This is a genomic window from Diaphorobacter oryzae DSM 22780, from assembly GCF_059568935.1.
The window spans coordinates 316559-332382 of the sequence record NZ_JCANUL010000003.1; the positions used below are offsets into that span (position 1 = coordinate 316559).

General features: G+C 68.2%; 16 protein-coding genes. 7 read left to right on the forward strand and 9 right to left on the reverse strand.

What is annotated here, in order from left to right:
• Positions 1–107: 107 nt before the first annotated feature.
• On the forward strand, positions 108–593 hold the full coding sequence (locus tag BP68_RS07570; RefSeq protein WP_496370251.1) for a hypothetical protein: 486 nt from the start codon (positions 108–110) through the stop codon (positions 591–593).
• A 108-nt stretch (positions 594–701) separates the two neighbouring features.
• Here BP68_RS07570 and efp read toward each other — a convergent pair whose 3' ends face one another.
• From efp to BP68_RS07585, 3 genes are all read right to left on the reverse strand, one after another.
• Positions 702–1256, reverse strand: a complete 555-nt coding sequence (efp, locus tag BP68_RS07575) for an elongation factor P (protein WP_496370253.1) — start codon at positions 1254–1256, stop codon at positions 702–704.
• A 154-nt stretch (positions 1257–1410) separates the two neighbouring features.
• Complete coding sequence (gene earP / locus BP68_RS07580) at positions 1411–2508, reverse strand: elongation factor P maturation arginine rhamnosyltransferase EarP (RefSeq protein ID WP_496370255.1); 1098 nt, start codon at positions 2506–2508, stop codon at positions 1411–1413.
• Positions 2505–3407 carry a LysR family transcriptional regulator gene (locus BP68_RS07585; protein ID WP_496370257.1) on the reverse strand — a complete coding sequence of 301 codons (903 nt, stop codon included), beginning with the start codon at positions 3405–3407 and terminating at the stop codon, positions 2505–2507. Before BP68_RS07585 ends, earP begins: the two co-directional genes overlap by 4 nt.
• Positions 3408–3538: 131 nt before the next feature.
• Between BP68_RS07585 and BP68_RS07590 the strand changes: the two genes are divergently transcribed.
• The 4 genes from BP68_RS07590 to BP68_RS07605 all read left to right on the forward strand — a co-directional run bounded on the left by BP68_RS07590 (position 3539) and on the right by BP68_RS07605 (position 7377).
• Positions 3539–4765, forward strand: a complete 1227-nt coding sequence (locus tag BP68_RS07590; protein WP_496370259.1) for a CaiB/BaiF CoA transferase family protein — start codon at positions 3539–3541, stop codon at positions 4763–4765.
• On the forward strand, positions 4762–5742 hold the full coding sequence (locus BP68_RS07595; RefSeq protein ID WP_496370261.1) for a hydroxymethylglutaryl-CoA lyase: 981 nt from the start codon (positions 4762–4764) through the stop codon (positions 5740–5742). The genes BP68_RS07590 and BP68_RS07595 overlap by 4 nt, the downstream gene beginning before the upstream one ends.
• A 34-nt stretch (positions 5743–5776) precedes the next feature.
• On the forward strand, positions 5777–6754 hold the full coding sequence (locus BP68_RS07600; RefSeq protein WP_496370263.1) for a Bug family tripartite tricarboxylate transporter substrate binding protein: 978 nt from the start codon (positions 5777–5779) through the stop codon (positions 6752–6754).
• Positions 6755–6861: 107 nt separating this feature from the next.
• The gene (locus BP68_RS07605; RefSeq protein WP_496370265.1) at positions 6862–7377 is read left to right on the forward strand and encodes a M48 metallopeptidase family protein; all 516 of its coding nucleotides are present in this window, start codon (positions 6862–6864) and stop codon (positions 7375–7377) included.
• Between the two features lie 67 nt (positions 7378–7444).
• Here the strand turns inward: BP68_RS07605 and murI are convergent, their stop codons facing one another.
• Positions 7445–8320: a glutamate racemase gene (gene murI, locus BP68_RS07610; protein WP_496370267.1), complete on the reverse strand. Its 876-nt coding sequence runs from the start codon at positions 8318–8320 to the stop codon at positions 7445–7447.
• Between the two features lie 412 nt (positions 8321–8732).
• Between murI and BP68_RS07615 the strand changes: the two genes are divergently transcribed.
• Together BP68_RS07615 and BP68_RS07620 are read left to right on the forward strand one after the other, a co-directional pair.
• Entirely contained in the window at positions 8733–10082 is a 1350-nt protein-coding gene (locus BP68_RS07615; RefSeq protein WP_496370269.1) for a hypothetical protein, read from the forward strand.
• A gap of 266 nt (positions 10083–10348) precedes the next feature.
• Positions 10349–11260 carry a bifunctional GNAT family N-acetyltransferase/nucleoside diphosphate kinase regulator gene (locus BP68_RS07620; protein ID WP_496370271.1) on the forward strand — a complete coding sequence of 304 codons (912 nt, stop codon included), beginning with the start codon at positions 10349–10351 and terminating at the stop codon, positions 11258–11260.
• Between the two features lie 39 nt (positions 11261–11299).
• Here BP68_RS07620 and BP68_RS07625 read toward each other — a convergent pair whose 3' ends face one another.
• The 5 genes from BP68_RS07625 to metE form a co-directional block, all read right to left on the reverse strand.
• Positions 11300–11740: a GFA family protein gene (locus BP68_RS07625; protein ID WP_496370273.1), complete on the reverse strand. Its 441-nt coding sequence runs from the start codon at positions 11738–11740 to the stop codon at positions 11300–11302.
• A 39-nt stretch (positions 11741–11779) separates the two neighbouring features.
• Positions 11780–12394 carry a DUF938 domain-containing protein gene (locus BP68_RS07630; RefSeq protein WP_496370275.1) on the reverse strand — a complete coding sequence of 205 codons (615 nt, stop codon included), beginning with the start codon at positions 12392–12394 and terminating at the stop codon, positions 11780–11782.
• Between the two features lie 7 nt (positions 12395–12401).
• Positions 12402–12791 (reverse strand): DUF4260 domain-containing protein, encoded by a 390-nt coding sequence (locus BP68_RS07635; protein ID WP_496370277.1) that lies wholly within the window; start codon positions 12789–12791, stop codon positions 12402–12404.
• A 33-nt stretch (positions 12792–12824) separates the two neighbouring features.
• Positions 12825–13283 (reverse strand): CopD family protein, encoded by a 459-nt coding sequence (locus BP68_RS07640; protein ID WP_496370279.1) that lies wholly within the window; start codon positions 13281–13283, stop codon positions 12825–12827.
• 87 nt (positions 13284–13370) lie between these two features.
• Entirely contained in the window at positions 13371–15740 is a 2370-nt protein-coding gene (metE, locus tag BP68_RS07645; RefSeq protein ID WP_496370281.1) for a 5-methyltetrahydropteroyltriglutamate--homocysteine S-methyltransferase, read from the reverse strand.
• Positions 15741–15824 lie beyond the last annotated feature (84 nt).

Consider the following 15824-nt stretch of genomic DNA (forward strand, 5'->3'; position numbering starts at 1 on the left):
GGGAACATCTGGATTGTCCTCATTCACAAATGGACACATCCATGCGAGGCTGAAACCCATGCGGCGCCACGGCGCCGCTCCGATGTACTGCGAAGCAAGGGGGCTTCATGATTCTTGTCAAGACACTGGCCGGGCAGCAGGCGCTCAAGGAGCGCCAGGGCGTGCTCTCGCCGCGCCAGCGTTCGGCCTTCATCCTGTTCGACGGCAAGCGCACGCTGCAACAGGTGCTTGCGGCCACGGCGGCCATGGGAATCACGCAGGACGATGTGCAGCTCATGATTGAGCAGGGGCTGCTGGAGGATGCCCATGGAGCGCCGCTGGCGGGCGACGCGATGCTGCTGTTCGGGGCGCCGGCCGAGGCGCCTGTCCAGGTGGCGGGCGAGGGCAGCGGCCGTTCGCCGCGCGAGCGCTACCAGGCGGCCTATCCGATTGCCACCGAGCTCACCGCCGGCCTGGGCCTGCGGGGGTTCCGCCTGAACCTGGCCGTGGAGGGCACCACCGGCTTCGAGGAACTGGCGGCGCTGGCCCCGAAGATCCGCGAGGCCGTGGGCGACCCAAAGTACACGCGGCTGGAGCAGGCGCTGTTTGCCTGACGCGCGGGTGGTCGCCACGGCGGCGGCGCGTGGATGCGCAAAAAAGGGAACGTGGCAGGCCGCGTTCCCTTTCTTTTTGGATGCGCCCCGGTGGGGCGCCGGCGCCGATCAGACGCGCTTGCGGTACTCGCCCGTGCGGGTGTCGATTTCGATCTTGTCGCCCTGGCCCACGAACAGGGGCACGGCCACTTCGAAGCCGGTGGCAATCTTGGCGGGCTTGAGCACCTTGCCGGACGTGTCGCCCTTGACGGCGGGTTCGGTCCAGGTGATTTCGCGCTCCACGCTGGTGGGCAGTTCCACCGAGATGGCCTTGCCGTCGTAGAACACCACTTCCACGGCCATGCCGTCTTCCAGGTAGTTCAGCGCGTCGCCCATGTTCTCGGCTTCGACTTCGTACTGGTTGTACTCGGAGTCCATGCACACGTACATCGGATCGGCGAAGTAGGAGTAGGTGCAGTCCTTCTTGTCCAGGATCACGTTGTCGATCTTGTCGTCGGCCTTGAAGACCACTTCCGTGCCCATGTTGTTGAGCAGGGCCTTGAGCTTCATGCGCACGGTGGCGGCGCCGCGGCCGCCGCGGGCGTATTCGGTCTTCAGGACGATCATCGGGTCCTTGCCCTGCATGATCACGTTGCCGGCGCGGATTTCTTGAGCGATTTTCATGGCTTGCTTGCGAAGAAAGGTTGGGCCGCTCCACAGGTCGGGGCGGGTGGGCGTGGCCGCGGCGGGCTGCCTTCCACCCCGGCGCATGTTCCGCGGCGGGGGCGCCGGCTGGGCACGGGATGTGCTGCCTAGGTATGGCGCAAAACAGGGGATTCTAGCTTTTCTCCGCGACAAACCCTAGCAGTAAGGTCAATAAGTCGTCTTGCTCCAGCAGACGGGCGCGCGCCTCGGCCGCGCAGGCGCGCCACTCGGCCAGCGTGGCGGCGTCCAGCGGCGGCAGTGCATCCGCCGTTTCCAGCCCGTTCCACAGCGCGTGAAAGCGCCGCAGCGACGCCGGGGCGCGCAGCCAGTCCAGAAAGGCCAGGAGCTTGGCGTGGTGCGCATCGTCGTGCTGTGGGTAGATCTGCCACACGAAGGGCTGGCCGGCCCACAGCGCGCGTACCAGCGAGTCCTCGCCGCGCACGAAATTCAGGTCGCAGGCCCAGAGCATGTCGTCGAAGGCCGGCTGCGGACAGGGCTGCAGGTATGAAATAGATAGCGCCTCGCGCTTGTGTGGCGGGCGTTGCAGCCTATTTTCATGCGGAAAATGGGCTTCCCAGGCCTGCACGGCTGCCGTGGCCCGCCCCGGCGTGACCAGCAGCCGCGCATCGGCGCGGGGCTGCAGCTGCGCCAGCAGCAGGGGCAGGGCGGGGGGCTCGTAGCAAAACAGCGAGACGGCCAGGTCGTCCGCCGCGATGCCGTGGCGCGCGCGCCAGGCGCTGCGGTCGAACGCCGCCTGGCGGGCCGCCAGGCCGGGCTCGCGCAGCAGGCCGCCCGTGCGCGCGGTGAAGCCGGGGTAGAAGAACCAGCGCGTCAGGCCCGCGCCGGGGCCGCTCATGATGGGCGAGGGCAGGCGGTGGCAGCGCTCCACATAGTCCTCGGCCGACAGGTACTCCAGGTTGATCCACAAGGGTCTTGTGCCTTTTGCGCCCGTGGAATGGGCGATGGCAGCTATGAATTGCGGAGCAATCTCGCAGCCGAAGGCCTCCACCACCACGTCGCCCGGCCCGTCCTGCGGGGCATGGCTGGGCCAGGGCAGCACCTGCACGCCGGGTGCGCCCTGCGGCGCCATCCAGGCCAGGGCGCTGGCGTCGTCCACCCACAGGCGCACGGCGTGGCCGCGGCTGCCCAAGTCGGCGGCCAGGCGCCAGCACACGCCGATGTCGCCGTAGTTGTCGATCACCTGGCAGAAGATGTCCCAGCGCAGGCTCATGGCGCGGCCTCCGGGGCGCCCGCGCGCAGGTGGTCCACCAGCAGCCGGGCCACGCTGGACAGGGATTCTTCCGAACGCACGCACAGCGACAGCCGCCGCCGCGCCCAGGGCTCGGCCAGCGCGATGGCGCGGATCGCCAGCGTGCCGCGGTAGATCTGCGCGCTGCCGCGCGGCATCACGCCCACGCCCAGGCCGGCGGAGACCATCAGGCACAGCGCGTCGTAGCTGGTGACCTGGATGCGCAGCTTGAGCGGCATCTCCAGCTCGGCCGCTGCGCGCGTGAGCAGGTTGTTGATGGCGCTGCCCGGGTGCATGCCCACGAAGTCGCAGGGCAGGGCGTCCTGCAGCCGCACGCGCTGCCTGCGCGCCAGCGCGTGGCCGGCGGGCACGATCAGCACCAGCTCGTCCTCGCGGTAGGGCAGCAGCGTCACGCGCTCGCCGTAGCTGCCGTGGTTCAGGATGCCCACGTCGGCCGCGTTCTCGGCCACCGAATGGGCCACGGCGCTGCTGATCTGCTCCTGCAGCTGGACATGCACCTGCGGGTGCGCGGCCATGAAGCGCTGCAGCTCGCCGGGCAGGAACTGCGTGATGGTCGAGATGTTGGCCACCACGCGCACATGGCCGCGCACGCCGGCGCCGTAGTCGCGCATCTGCGTGGCGATGCAGTCCAGGTCGTTGAGCACGCCGCGCGCCAGGTGCGCCAGCGCGTAGGCGGCGGCCGTGGGCTCGGTGCCGCGGTTGCTGCGCGTGAACAGCTCCACGCGCAGCACGTCCTCCAGTTCCGCCAGGCGGCGGCTGGCGGCCGAGGGGGCGATGTGTTCGCGCGCGGCCGCGCGGGCGATGGCGTTTTCCTCCATCACCGCGACGAACAGGCGCAGGGAGACCGGGTCGAGCTTCATGGTCGGCGATGGTACTGCGGCGGCGCGCTGGCCATGCCGGTTTGCGATGGCAGCGTCGTGCTTGAGCGTTTTGCGCACGCGGCGGGGCGGCCCATCATGCGCGGCTGGATTTCAGGAGACATAGGACGACCATGCAAGACAGCATTGCAGCCAACGCCCCCGCCGCCACACCCTCCGCCCTGGCGGGCGTGCGCGTGATCGAGATGGGCCAGCTCATCGCCGGGCCGTTCTGCGGCAAGACGCTGGGCGAGTTCGGCGCCGACGTGGTCAAGATCGAGGCCGTCGGGGCCGGCGACCCGCTGCGCAACTGGCGGCTCATCAAGGAAGGCACCTCGGTCTGGTGGCAGGTGCAGTCGCGCAACAAGAAGTCGGTGGCGCTGGACCTGCGCCAGGCCGAAGGGCAGGCCATTGCCCGCCAGTTGATCGCCGAGGCCGATGTGCTCATCGAGAACTTCCGCCCCGGCACGCTGGAAGGCTGGGGCATGTCGCCCGACGAGCTGCATGCGCTCAACCCCGGCCTGGTCATCCTGCGCATCTCGGGCTACGGCCAGACCGGGCCGTACCGCGACCTGCCGGGCTTCGGCGTGATCGGCGAGGCCATGGGCGGCCTGCGCCACCTCACGGCCGAGCCGGGCCGCGTGCCGGTGCGCGTGGGCGTGTCCATCGGCGACACGCTGGCCGCGCTGCACGGCGCCATCGGCGTGATGATGGCGCTGTACCACCGCAAGGTGAACGGCGGGGCGGGCCAGGTGATCGACGTGGCGCTGCACGAGGCCGTGTTCAACGTGATGGAAAGCCTGGTCCCCGAGTACAGCGCCTTCGGCGCCGTGCGCGAGGCCGCCGGCAGCGCGCTGCCGGGCATCGCGCCCAGCAACGCCTACCCCTGCCAGGACGGCTGGGTGCTGGTGGCCGGCAATGGCGACAGCATCTTCAAGCGCCTGATGGCCGCCATCGGCCGCCAGGACCTGGCCGACGCCCCCGACCTGGCCGACAACGCCGGCCGCGTGGCGCGCGTGGCCGAGATCGACGCCGCCATTGGCGCCTGGACCGGCGGGCGCACCGTGGCCCAGGTCATGGACCTGCTGGGCGCCGCGCGCGTGCCCGCGGGCAAGGTCTACACGGCCAAGGACATCGCGGAGGACCCGCACTACCAGGCGCGCGGCATGCTGCTGAACCAGCCCACGCGGGACGGCTACAGCGTCACGGTGCCGGGCATCGTACCCAAGCTGTCGGGCACGCCGGGCACGGTGCGCACCAGCGCGCCGCGCCTGGGCGACGACACCGATGCCGTGCTGGCCGAGGCGGGCCTCACGGCGGAACAGATCGCGCTGCTGCGCAGCAAGGGAGTCATTCAATGAACACCGTGTGGAACGGCGCGGGCCGCCGCATCGTGCTGTGCGACGTGGGCCTGCGCGACGGCCTGCAGATGGAAGCGCAGTTCGTGCCCACCGAGGACAAGATCGCGCTGGTGAACGCTTTGGCGGCGGCGGGCCTGCCAAAGATCGAGGTGACCTCGTTCACCTCGCCCACGGCGATCCCGGCGCTGCGCGACGCCGAGGTGGTGATGCGCGAGATCGAGCGCCGCCCCGGCGTGACCTACACCGCGCTGGTGCCCAACGCGCGCGGCGCCGAGCGTGCCATCGAGTCGCGCACCGACGAGCTGAACCTGGTCATGTCGGTGAGCGAAACGCACAACCTGGCCAACCTGCGCATGACGCGCGCCCAGTCGTTCGCCGCGCTGGCCCAGGTGGTGGCCATGGCGCGGGACGCGCAGGTGCCGGTGAATGTGTCGCTGTCGTGCGTGTTCGGCTGCCCCATGGAGGGCGACGTGGCCCTGGACGCGGTTTGGGGCTGGGTGCAGCGCTTTGCCGACCTGGGCGTGGCGGGCATCACGCTGTGCGACACCACGGGCATGGCCTTTCCCACGCAAGTGGCGCAGGTGGTGGCGGCCGCGCGCGCGCGCTGGCCGGCCATGGCCTTCACGCTGCACTTTCACAACACGCGCGGCATGGGCCTGGCCAATGTGCTGGCGGCCATCGACGCGGGGGCGGACCGGCTGGACGCATCGCTGGGCGGCCTGGGCGGCTGCCCCTACGCGCCCGGCGCATCGGGCAACGTGTGCACCGAAGAAGTGGTGCACGCCCTGCAGCTCATGGGCTACGACACGGGCATCGACCTGCCCGCGCTGCTGGCCGTGGCGCGTCGCCTGCCGGGGCTGATCGGCCATGAGATTCCGGGCCAGATCGCCAAGGCCGGCCAGCGGCTGGACCTGCACCCCGTGCCGGCGGACTTCGCCGCCATCCGCGAGCGCGCGCTGGCGCGTGCCGCGGCCTGAACCCCTTTTCTTTTTCTATAACGAGGAGACCACGATGACGATGAACCGCAAGCAATTCACCACCCTGGCGCTGGCCGCGCTGGCGCTTTCCACGTCCACGGCCTGGGCGCAGGGCGCGTACCCCGCCAAGACCGTGACCTTCGTCGTGCCGGCGGCGGCCGGCGGCACGACCGATATCTCGGCACGCATGGTGGCGCAGGCGCTGGCGCCCGTGCTGGGCCAGTCGGTGGTGGTGGACAACAAGGGCGGCGGCAACGGCAACATTGCTGCGGCCATCGTCAAGCGCGCCGAGCCCGACGGCTACACGCTGTTCATGCAGTACTCGGGCTTTCACGTCATCTCGCCGCACCTGACCAAGGTGCCGCAGTGGGAGCAAAAGGACTTCCAGCCCGTCGCCAACGTGGTCTCGGCCCCGCAGATCATCGTGGTGCGCGACGGCCTGCCCGTGAAGACGCTGGCCGATCTGGTCGCCTACGCCAAGGCCAACCCCGGCAAGCTCAACTACGCCTCGTCGGGCAACGGCTCGCTGCAGCACGTGACCGGCGCCATGCTGGAGCAGCAGGGCGGCATCAAGATGGTGCACGTGCCCTACAAGGGCACGGGTCCCGCGCTGCAGGACCTGCTGGGCGGCCAGGTGGACCTGACCTTCGGTACCGCGCCGCCGTTCATGCCCCACATCCAGTCCGGCAAGCTGCGCGTGCTGGCCGTCACGGGCAAGGAGCGCCTGAGCAGTCTGCCCGACGCGCCCACCACGGCCGAGGCCGGCTATCCCGGCGTGAACGCCACCTCGTGGTTCGCGCTGTTCGCGCCCGCCGCCGTGCCCAAGCCGGTCATCGACAAGCTGGCCGCCGACCTGAAGAAGGTGGTGGAAGACCCGGCCTTCCGCAAGAAGGCGCAGGAGCAGGGCGCCGCGGCCGACTACCTGGGCCCCCAACAACTGGGCGAGCGCGTGAAGGCCGACCTGGCCAACTGGGCCGGCGTGGTCAAGAGCTCGAAGATCGAGGCGGAATAACCCCCGCCCCGCCCGCGCGGGGCCGGCCGCCCCGCGCGGCGGCCGCTTCCCCTACACTCTGCGCCCTTTGAGACCAAGGCGGCACCCGGCCGCCGCGCGGCGCGTTCATGACCTCTTCCCACGATCTGCCTTACCTGCGGGCCTACGCGCCCGCGCTGCAGGCCCAGGCGCAGGCCCTGCTGGCGCAGGACAGGCTGGGTGCGCTGCTGCAGCGCAAGTACACCGAGGCGCATGCCGTGCGCAGCGACCGGGCGCTGTACGACTACACCCAGGCGCTGAAGGCGCGCCACCTGCGCAACGCGGGCACGGTCAACAAGGTGCTGTTCGACAGCAAGATTCACGTGGTGCGCCACGCGCTGGGGCTGCACACCCACCTGGCGCGCGTGCAGGGCGGCCGGCTGGCGGCGCGGCACGAGATCCGCGTGGCCTCGCTGTTCAAGCAGGGGCCCGACGAATTCCTGCGCATGATCGTCGTGCACGAACTCGCGCACCTGCGCGAGAAGGACCACGGCAAGGCCTTCTACCAACTGTGCACGCACATGGAGCCGCAGTACCACCAGTACGAGTTCGACCTGCGCCTGTACCTCACGCACCTGGATGCGGGCGGTGCGCAGTTGTGGTAGTTTGCTATTAAAACAATAGCTATTTGCGCTTGATGGGTAAGCGCTAGAGGCTGTTTTGGTTTGAAATTCAGGCCGCCGGCAGCGCCGCGCAGCACCGCGCGGGCAGGCCTAGCCAGCGGTCGGCGGCGGCCTGCAGCGCGGCCAGTTGCCCGGTGGTGTACAGCTCCACCGGCCCCGGCGCGGCGGGCTGGCCGTCTGGCGCCTGCTCGGGCGCCAGCGTGCCGGCCTGGGTGAGGATGCGGCGCGTCTGCCGCGCCACGGCGGCGCCGGTGTCGATGAGCTGCACGTCCGGCCCCACCAGCGCGCGCAGCAGGTCCTTGGCAAACACATAGTGCGTGCAACCCAGCACCAGCGTGTCGATGTCGCCGGTTTTCAGGCCAAAACTGCCCAAAGCGCCCGTGTACTGGGCGCAAAGCGCTCTTATTTTTTCCATCGATGCGGTGGCGGGCAGGGGCTCTTCGGTGCTCTGCTCAATGGCGCGGGCCAGGCCGTCGCAGGGCTGCACCGCAAAGTGCGTGCGCGCCGAATGCTCGCCCTGCAGGCGCGCAAAGCGGGCGCTGCTCACCGTGCCGCGCGTGGCCAGCACGCCCACATGGTGCGTCTGGCTGCGCGCGGCGGCGGGCTTGAGCGCGGGCTCCACACCGATCACGGGCAGGTCGGGCATGGCGGCGCGCAACTGCTCCACCGCGGCCGCCGTGGCCGTGTTGCAGGCCACCACCAGGGCCTTGATGCCGTGGCGCTGGCGCAGAAAGTCGGCAATCGCCAGCGTGCGCCGCTGCACGAAGGCATCGCCCTTCGCATCGCCGTAGGGCGCGTTGCCGCTGTCGGCCAGGTACACGAAATGCTCGTGCGGCAGCTCGTGGCGCAGGGCCTGCAGCACGCTCAGGCCGCCAATGCCGCTGTCGAACACACCAATGGGCCGAGCGGCGGGGGACGATGTCATGGGATGGGTAGGCAAGAAGCGGGTGGATGCGCGGGGCGCCGCGAGGAGGGGCGGCGCGGGCGAAAGCGGTGAGTATGCCTGCGCGGTGCGTTGGCTGCTGCTGCGGGGTGCAGCTTTTCACGGGCGGCGGTCTTGGTGGCTGGGTTCGCTTTGCTGCGGAGTTGTTTCTGGCTGGAGTCGACCCATTGCGGTCTTTCAAGATAGATCGCAGAAGGTGTCAGTCAGGGCGGCGTCAGCGCGGCACGGTTACATTTCTTGGAAGTCAGTTTTGGGAAAGAGGGCCAACGGCGAAAAGCCATTGCCCAGACTTTGGACTGTTCAATTCAGACCGCAGGCGGCAGATATGGCCTGCGGTTTTGTGTGTTCGACATTACGTTAGTCCCACAGCAATTACTCTCGCAATCTTCGCATCATGCAAACTCTCTCAGCCTACCTGCTTGAAAGTTCGTCCCTCAACGCAGAACAACTCTCTACCCGCTTTGCCTCGGTCAGCGCAGAGTTTTCTGCCTGGCTGAAAAATAAGGGTGCCCATGACACAGATGCTTCATCTGGTGAGTTTCAATCACTGACGAAAGACGGGAGCGGTAGCTTTAATCGCGTGAAGATCGAAGGTCTTTCCGGAAGGATGGAGAGTGTCAAGCTTGAAGAGTTCACAAGGGCAGGGCAGATTTTCACCACGCAGTTGACAGCTATCGCATCACAAGATCGGCTTCGTATTCACTGCACACTCGCAGTTGCCAATGCAGCGACTGTGGTTGCGCCGATGCCAGTGGATCCGCGATGCCCATCCATCCTGCGGACGTTCCTTTCCTCTTCGAACGACTGGCATCTCAACGGGTGGCCTGTTAGTTCAGGTAAACCAATGCCCCGGAGCGGTACGGCGGGAGGCGTCACGCTTGCAAGCCAGATCAGGGACACGGCCAGAAGTCTCCCTTTCGTTGTAGTTTCTGAGATTGAGGGCGAACAACTATGGCCCAACTTGTCCAACAAACTTGCATTTGACCTCGCTGGACTGGCACAGGTCGTCACGATTGACGACGACGCCACGTGGGCTCTCTCCGACGAAGTGGGGAAACTTCATTCATGCTACCGAGGCGCCGTCAGACTTTATTGGCCACCGCGCAAGCGTGCTGACGATTCGCTTCACCTCAACAGTACTGTCTGGACAGCCTCTGAGCTGATTTCGAATGATCAAGACGGCAAAGGGCTGAGTCGATTGAGAGCAGCGCTACGCAGTAGGCTCATGGCAACGGCTGCATTGTCTATTCCCTTTCCGTCAGCTGCGCGTGAGATCGAAGGGGAAGTCTCCCGCCTGCGAATGGCCGAACTTGAGAAGCGATCTGGACCTGACTCGGAAGAACTGGCGATTGCTCGTCTTTATCTTTTTGAAAATGAGCAGCTTAAGAAGCAAGTTGAACAACTTGAGTTGGACTTGGCTAAAACGGCTGCTCGTGCAGACGCTGCTGCACATTCGTTGAGCCAATTGAAAGCCATCGAGACCGACGACGAGTCTGATCAGAGCCAAACCGTATCCACTGAGCCAGTCGCCGACGAAACTAGGTTTTACAAGAAGACCCACACGAAGGGTACGTATGACGTTCTGGTGGAAGTCAAGGGCTGCAGTCACACATCGTGGCAGAACTCTGCCTCCGCAGATAAAGCGCGGAAGGGTCTTGAGCGCCTGACCGGCAGGAACGACTGGAAGAGTCTGCTGCACTGTGGCACATGCACGGGCGGTGGTATGTGGAAGGTTCGTTGGTAGTGGTAGCGAACGGGCGGAGCTTAACCGCTCGCTCAATTAACCTGCTGCGGCTGAACCTGTAAGCCCAGCTCATTCGAGGGGCTGCTTCTTTACACCCCCAGTGACAGTTCATGGCCGCAACAGGCCGTCCGCGACACCCACATCACGGCTTCAGCCAGGCACAGCCCCCGCGCTCGCGCAGCGCCCTAGAATCGGCGGTTCGTCGAAAGAACCGTCATGGCCAAGGCCATGAAAGGCTTTCATTCTTGAAACCCACCGGGGTGAAGATGAACAAGCCTTTCGTTTCCCTGTGTCCCGAGATCACTCGGGCCAACGCGCTGACTTTGATGGACTGGTTGGAGGATGAGGGCGTTACCCGCTACCTGAGCGATTCGCGCCATGTCTCCCGGTTCATCGAGCAGGTGATCGGCCGGGTCCAGCTGCCGATCCTCACCCATCTTTTCAACCAGGGCGGCCGCTTCTTCATGGCCTATGACCGGTATGACGTGCCCGTGGGCTTTGTGCGCCTCGTCAAGAAGGGCTCGGACTGCGAGATGGTCCTGGTCATTGGCAACCGCGACAACTGGGGCCGCAGGCTCGGCGCCAGCGCCATCCGCGAAGGCATGAAGCTCGCCTTCTTCGATATGCGGGCCGAGAAGCTCATCGCCAAGATCCACCCCGACAACGCGCGGTCGCTGAAGGCCTTTCTGCGCAGCGGCTTCTTGCTGGAAAGCGAAACGCCGGCGATGAAGTCCTTTGCCATGCCCTCGGAGCGCTACCTGCGGCTGTTGCGCGAAAGCCCAGCGGCGCACACGTCCGACATCTACATCACCGAAATCGACCGGGTGCGGCTCAAGAGCCTGGTCGAAATCGATGGGGGCGCGGAGATTTTTGAGCTGGAGCACGAGATCGAGCGGGCCATCGTCGTCGATCCGCAGCAGGTGGCGGACGATGTCGTCACGATGAACTCCAAGGCCTTGCTGGAGGTGGACGACGAGGAGGTGGAGGTGGCGCTGGTCTACCCGGAAGATGCGGACGACCATGCCGGCAAGCTATCGGTCTGCTCCGGCATCGGCACCGCCATCCTGGGCTACAAGGAGGGCGACGCCTTCAGCTGGCGGATTCCCAACCGCACCTGCCATATCCGCATCAGAAAGGTGCTGTACCAGCCCGAGGCCGCGGGCGATTTCCACCTGTAGGCGCGTGCAGCGGCCACCGCTGCGGATCGCGCATGGGCGCTAGGGTTGGGCGCCATCCGGCGGTGGCACATAGCCCTGGGCATGTTGCGGCAGATCGTCCTGGATGGGCCACCAGCTGCAGCGCGAATCCACATGCATGTGGAATTGCGGCGCCGTGCTCACGGGCTCGGCCAGCAGGCCCGCGCGGATGCGCACCACGCCGGGCAGGCTGGCGCGTTCGCTGAACACCGGCGAGCCGCAGACCGAGCAGAACGCGCGCAGCTTGCCGGGCGACGATTCAAAGTACCGCAGCAGCTCCTGGCCCGACTCCAGCCGCAGCCGGTCGCGGGCGACGGGGATGTTGGCGGCAAAGGGGCCACCCTGCGCGCGCCGGCACTGGGCGCAGTGGCAGATCTGGATGGGCGCCAGCGGGCCCTCTATGGTGAAGCGCACGCCCTGGCACAGGCAGGCGCCGTGGTGCAGGTCATGGGGTGGGTTCATGGCGGGCTCCTGGTCGGCGTGGCTGGGGCGTGGTGGGCCTTACTCCGCGCCGCCGCGGCGAAAGACCAGCAGGCGGTTGTTGGCGGGCATGGCATGGTCGTGCTCCAGCGCCAGGCCGTGGCGGGCGGCCAGGGCCACGATGTCCTCGCAGTGGCGTATGCCGCTGCGCGGATCGCGCTGGCGCAGCCAGGCGTCAAAACTGCGGTTGCTGTCGCTGGTGTAGGTGCCGCCGTAGTTGAAGGGGCCGTACAGCGCCAGCACGCCGCCTTGCGGCAGGTGGGCGCCCGCCAGCGCGAACATGCGCTGCACCAGCGGCCAGGCCACGATGTGCGCGGTGTTGCTGGAGAACACCGCGTCGAACGCGCCGGCCGGCCAGTCGCTGGCCTGCAGGTCCAGCAGCAGCGGCGGCCGCAGGTTGGGCGCCGGGTGCTGCGCGTGCCAGGCGCGTATGCCCGCGTGGTTGTCTTCCAGGTCGCTGGTCTGCCAGACAAGGTGCGGCAGGCGCGGCGCAAAGTACACGCCGTGCTGCCCCGTGCCCGAGCCGATCTCCAGCACATGCCGCCGGTCCGCAAAGGCCTGCTGCAGCACGGCCAGGATGGGGGCCTGGTTGTTCTCGCAGGCCTGGGAAAACGGGAGGGGCAGGGGTTGCGTCATGGGCGCCTCAGGCGTTGCCGCGCGGGCGGCCTATCGGGCCCAGGTGCGTCAGGTGAAAGCCGGCTGCGTACTTGAGCCCGTAGCCCAGCGCGCGGTCGAAGCCGATGTGCGCCGTCCAGATCAGCCCCGCGGCCAGCGCCACGGGGCTGGCCAGCAGCGCGCCGGCCGCCAGCGTCAGCACCGCGCCCGTGTACGAGTGCGCGATGTTGTAGGCCGCCGCGCCCACGCGCGGCCCCGCCAGGTAGCCCAGGAGCGACAGGTCGGGCACCAGAAAGCACAGCGCGAACACGCCCCAGCCGGCGCCATGCTGCGCGTACGCCCATGCGCTGGCCAGCAGGACGCACAGGCCCTCCAGGCGCAGAAGAATGCGAAGGCCGCCGTTGGCCGTACCCGTCATGCTGTGACTCCGTGTGCAGAGAAAGGGACGAGCCTACATCAACAGCGTTAAAGCCACGATCGCCACGCCGATGGCCAGGTTGACGCCCACCCAGGTGCGTATGCTGCCCAGAGCCCGGCCGCCGGCCGGCCAGTCGGACGCGGCGACGGCGTGGTCCAGCCGGCCGAGCAGCGCGAAGTAGATGTAGGCGAAGATGCCCATCATCACCAGGCCCAGCGTGGCCATGAGGGTCCAGTCCAGCGGCATGCGGAAGGCGCTGCCCGCGCCCATGCTCACGGCGCCGATCATGCCCAGCCCGCTGGTCAGCGCGATCACGATGGCCACGGCCACGGCGCCCAGAAAGCGCTGCAGCACGCCGTGCATCAGCCGCACGCGCAGCTGCGGCTCCAGCATCTGCGCGGCGGGCCGCAGGAAGAAATGGGCGAAGGCCATGCCACCGATCCACAAAACGATGGACAGCACATGGGCGAGCTTGAGGGCGTTGTAGAGCATGGCGGGGCATTGTGCCGCCGCACCCGCCCGGTGCGCGCCATGCACCGATGGGCAGCAGGGTTGCTGCTGCCCTCGGTCAAGCCCGCATCAGGCCGCCGCTGCGTCGGCCAGGGCGGGGCGCAGCGCACGCGCGGCCTGCACCATGTGGCGCAGCGCGGCCTCGGTCTCGGGCCAGCCGCGGGTCTTGAGGCCGCAGTCGGGGTTGACCCAGAGGTTCTGTGCGGGCACCACTTCGGCGGCCTTGCGCAGCAGGCGCGTCATCTCCTCCACGGCGGGTACGCGCGGCGAGTGGATGTCGTACACGCCGGGGCCGATCTCGTTGGGGTATTTGAAGCTGCCGAAGCCGCGCAGCAGCTCCATGTCGGAGCGGCTGGTTTCGATGGTGATGACGTCGGCATCCATGGCGGCGATCTCGGGCAGGATGTCGTTGAACTCGCTGTAGCACATGTGGGTGTGGATCTGCGTGGTGTCCTGCACGCCGCTGGCGCTGATGCGGAAGGCCCGCGTGGCCCAGTCCAGGTACGGCTTCCAGAGCGCGCGGCGCAGCGGCAGGCCCTCGCGGATGGCGGGCTCGTCGATCTGCACGATGGCGATGCCGGCGCGCTCCAGGTCCACCACCTCGTCGCGGATGGCCCAGGCGATCTGCTCGCAGGTGCGGCTGCGCGGCTGGTCGTCGCGCACGAAGGACCATTGCAGGATGGTCACCGGCCCGGTCAGCATGCCCTTCATGGGCAGGGCCGTCAGGCTTTGCGCGTACACCGTCCAGTCGACCGTCATGGCGCGCGGGCGGGCCACGTCGCCGTAGAGCACGGGGGGCTTGACGCAGCGCGAGCCGTAGCTTTGCACCCAGCCGTTGGCCGTGAAGGCGAAGCCGTCGAGCTGCTCGCCAAAGTACTCCACCATGTCGTTGCGCTCGGCCTCGCCGTGCACCAGCACGTCCAGGCCCAGCTCTTCCTGCTTGCGCACGGCGCGCTCGATTTCGGCACGCATCTGCGCCTGGTAGTCGGCCTCGCCCAGCGCGCCGCGCCGGTAGGCCGCGCGCGCGGCGCGGATGGCCGGGGTCTGCGGGAAGGAGCCGATGGTGGTGGTGGGCAGCGGCGGCAGGCGCAGGCGCGCGCGCTGCACGGGCTGGCGCACGGCGAACGGGGCGTGGCGCCGGTCCGCGCCGGCCGGTGCTTCGGCCAGGCGGCGGGCCACCTCGGGGCGGTGCACGCGCGCGCTGGCGCGGCGGCTGGCGATGGCGGCGCGGGCCTCGGCCAGGCGTGGGTCGCCCGCGGCCACGCTGCCGTCCAGCAGGCCGGCCAGCAGCGCCAGTTCATCGAGCTTCTCGGTGGCGAAGGCCAGCCAGGAGCGCAGCTCGGCATCCAGCCCGTCCTCGCCCGCGAGCGTGACGGGCACGTGCAGCAGCGAGCACGACGGCGCGATCCACAGCGGCCCGGTGTGCTTGGCGGCCACGGGGCGCAGCAGGGCCAGGGCGGCGTCGGGGTCGGTGCGCCAGATGTTGCGGCCGTCCACCACGCCCACCGACAGCACCTTGTAGCCGGGCAGCCAGTCGGCCACGCCGGTCAGCTCCTGCGGCGCGCGCACGGCGTCCACGTGCAGGCCGGCCACGGGCAGTTGGCAGGCCAGGCGCAGGTGGGCCTCCAGTGGCGAGAAGTAGGTGGCCAGAAGCACCTGCGGGCCGGCCTTGCCCAGCTGCCAGTAGGCGGGCTCGAAGGCCTGGGCCCAGGCGGCGGGGAGCTGAAGGCCCAGGATGGGCTCGTCGATCTGCACCCATTCCACGCCCTGGGCCTTCAGCCGCGCCAGGATCTGCGCATAGACTGGCAGCAGGCGGTCGAGCAGCGCCAGCCTGTCGAACGGCGTGTCGCCCTTTTCCTTGGACAGCCACAGAAAGGTGAGCGGCCCCACGAGCTGCGCCTTCACGCGGTGGCCCAGCGCCAGGGCCTGGACCACTTCGTCGAACAGGCGCTCGCTGGCGACGTGGAACTGCGTGTCCGCATGCAGCTCGGGCACGAGGTAGTGGTAGTTGGTGTCGAACCACTTGGTCATCTCCAGCGCGGGCTGGCCGCCGTCCGCCGTGGCCGCGTGCGCGCAGCCCGCGCCGCAGGCCTGCGCCGGCCGGGCCTGCACGCCGCGCGCCATGGCGAAGTAGCGCGACAGCTCGGGCGTGTCCGGCGCGAAGCCGAAGCGCGGGCTCTCGCAGCCCAGCAGCTGGATGTGGTGGGCCATGTGGTCGTAGTAGGCGAAGTCGCCCACCGTGGCGAAGGCCAGGCCCGCGTCGCGCTGGGCCTGCCAGTGGCGCGCGCGCAGCCCGGCGCCCACGGCTTCGAGTGCGGCGGCGTCAGTCTCGCCGCGCCAGTGGCTTTCCAGCGCCGCTTTCAGTTCGCGCTGCGCGCCCATGCGCGGAAAGCCCAGCGTGTGCGTGAGGATGGCGGTGGTGGTGTGGGTCGCGGCCATGTGTCGCTGTTCCTTGGTGTGTCAATGAAAGCAGCGATGGTCGGCCAGGTGTGTTTATGATTCAAACGAAAGTTTTGTCCGTTC

What these genes read in the sequence shown, in the direction of transcription:
- BP68_RS07570 (WP_496370251.1), top strand. Translation starts at nt 108, where the DNA reads ATGATTCTTGTCAAGACACTGGCCGGGCAGCAGGCGCTCAAGGAGCGC.
- efp (WP_496370253.1), bottom strand. Translation starts at nt 1,256, where the DNA reads ATGAAAATCGCTCAAGAAATCCGCGCCGGCAACGTGATCATGCAGGGC.
- earP (WP_496370255.1), bottom strand. Translation starts at nt 2,508, where the DNA reads ATGAGCCTGCGCTGGGACATCTTCTGCCAGGTGATCGACAACTACGGC.
- BP68_RS07585 (WP_496370257.1), bottom strand. Translation starts at nt 3,407, where the DNA reads ATGAAGCTCGACCCGGTCTCCCTGCGCCTGTTCGTCGCGGTGATGGAG.
- BP68_RS07590 (WP_496370259.1), top strand. Translation starts at nt 3,539, where the DNA reads ATGCAAGACAGCATTGCAGCCAACGCCCCCGCCGCCACACCCTCCGCC.
- BP68_RS07595 (WP_496370261.1), top strand. Translation starts at nt 4,762, where the DNA reads ATGAACACCGTGTGGAACGGCGCGGGCCGCCGCATCGTGCTGTGCGAC.
- BP68_RS07600 (WP_496370263.1), top strand. Translation starts at nt 5,777, where the DNA reads ATGACGATGAACCGCAAGCAATTCACCACCCTGGCGCTGGCCGCGCTG.
- BP68_RS07605 (WP_496370265.1), top strand. Translation starts at nt 6,862, where the DNA reads ATGACCTCTTCCCACGATCTGCCTTACCTGCGGGCCTACGCGCCCGCG.
- murI (WP_496370267.1), bottom strand. Translation starts at nt 8,320, where the DNA reads ATGACATCGTCCCCCGCCGCTCGGCCCATTGGTGTGTTCGACAGCGGC.
- BP68_RS07615 (WP_496370269.1), top strand. Translation starts at nt 8,733, where the DNA reads ATGCAAACTCTCTCAGCCTACCTGCTTGAAAGTTCGTCCCTCAACGCA.
- BP68_RS07620 (WP_496370271.1), top strand. Translation starts at nt 10,349, where the DNA reads ATGAACAAGCCTTTCGTTTCCCTGTGTCCCGAGATCACTCGGGCCAAC.
- BP68_RS07625 (WP_496370273.1), bottom strand. Translation starts at nt 11,740, where the DNA reads ATGAACCCACCCCATGACCTGCACCACGGCGCCTGCCTGTGCCAGGGC.
- BP68_RS07630 (WP_496370275.1), bottom strand. Translation starts at nt 12,394, where the DNA reads ATGACGCAACCCCTGCCCCTCCCGTTTTCCCAGGCCTGCGAGAACAAC.
- BP68_RS07635 (WP_496370277.1), bottom strand. Translation starts at nt 12,791, where the DNA reads ATGACGGGTACGGCCAACGGCGGCCTTCGCATTCTTCTGCGCCTGGAG.
- BP68_RS07640 (WP_496370279.1), bottom strand. Translation starts at nt 13,283, where the DNA reads ATGCTCTACAACGCCCTCAAGCTCGCCCATGTGCTGTCCATCGTTTTG.
- metE (WP_496370281.1), bottom strand. Translation starts at nt 15,740, where the DNA reads ATGGCCGCGACCCACACCACCACCGCCATCCTCACGCACACGCTGGGC.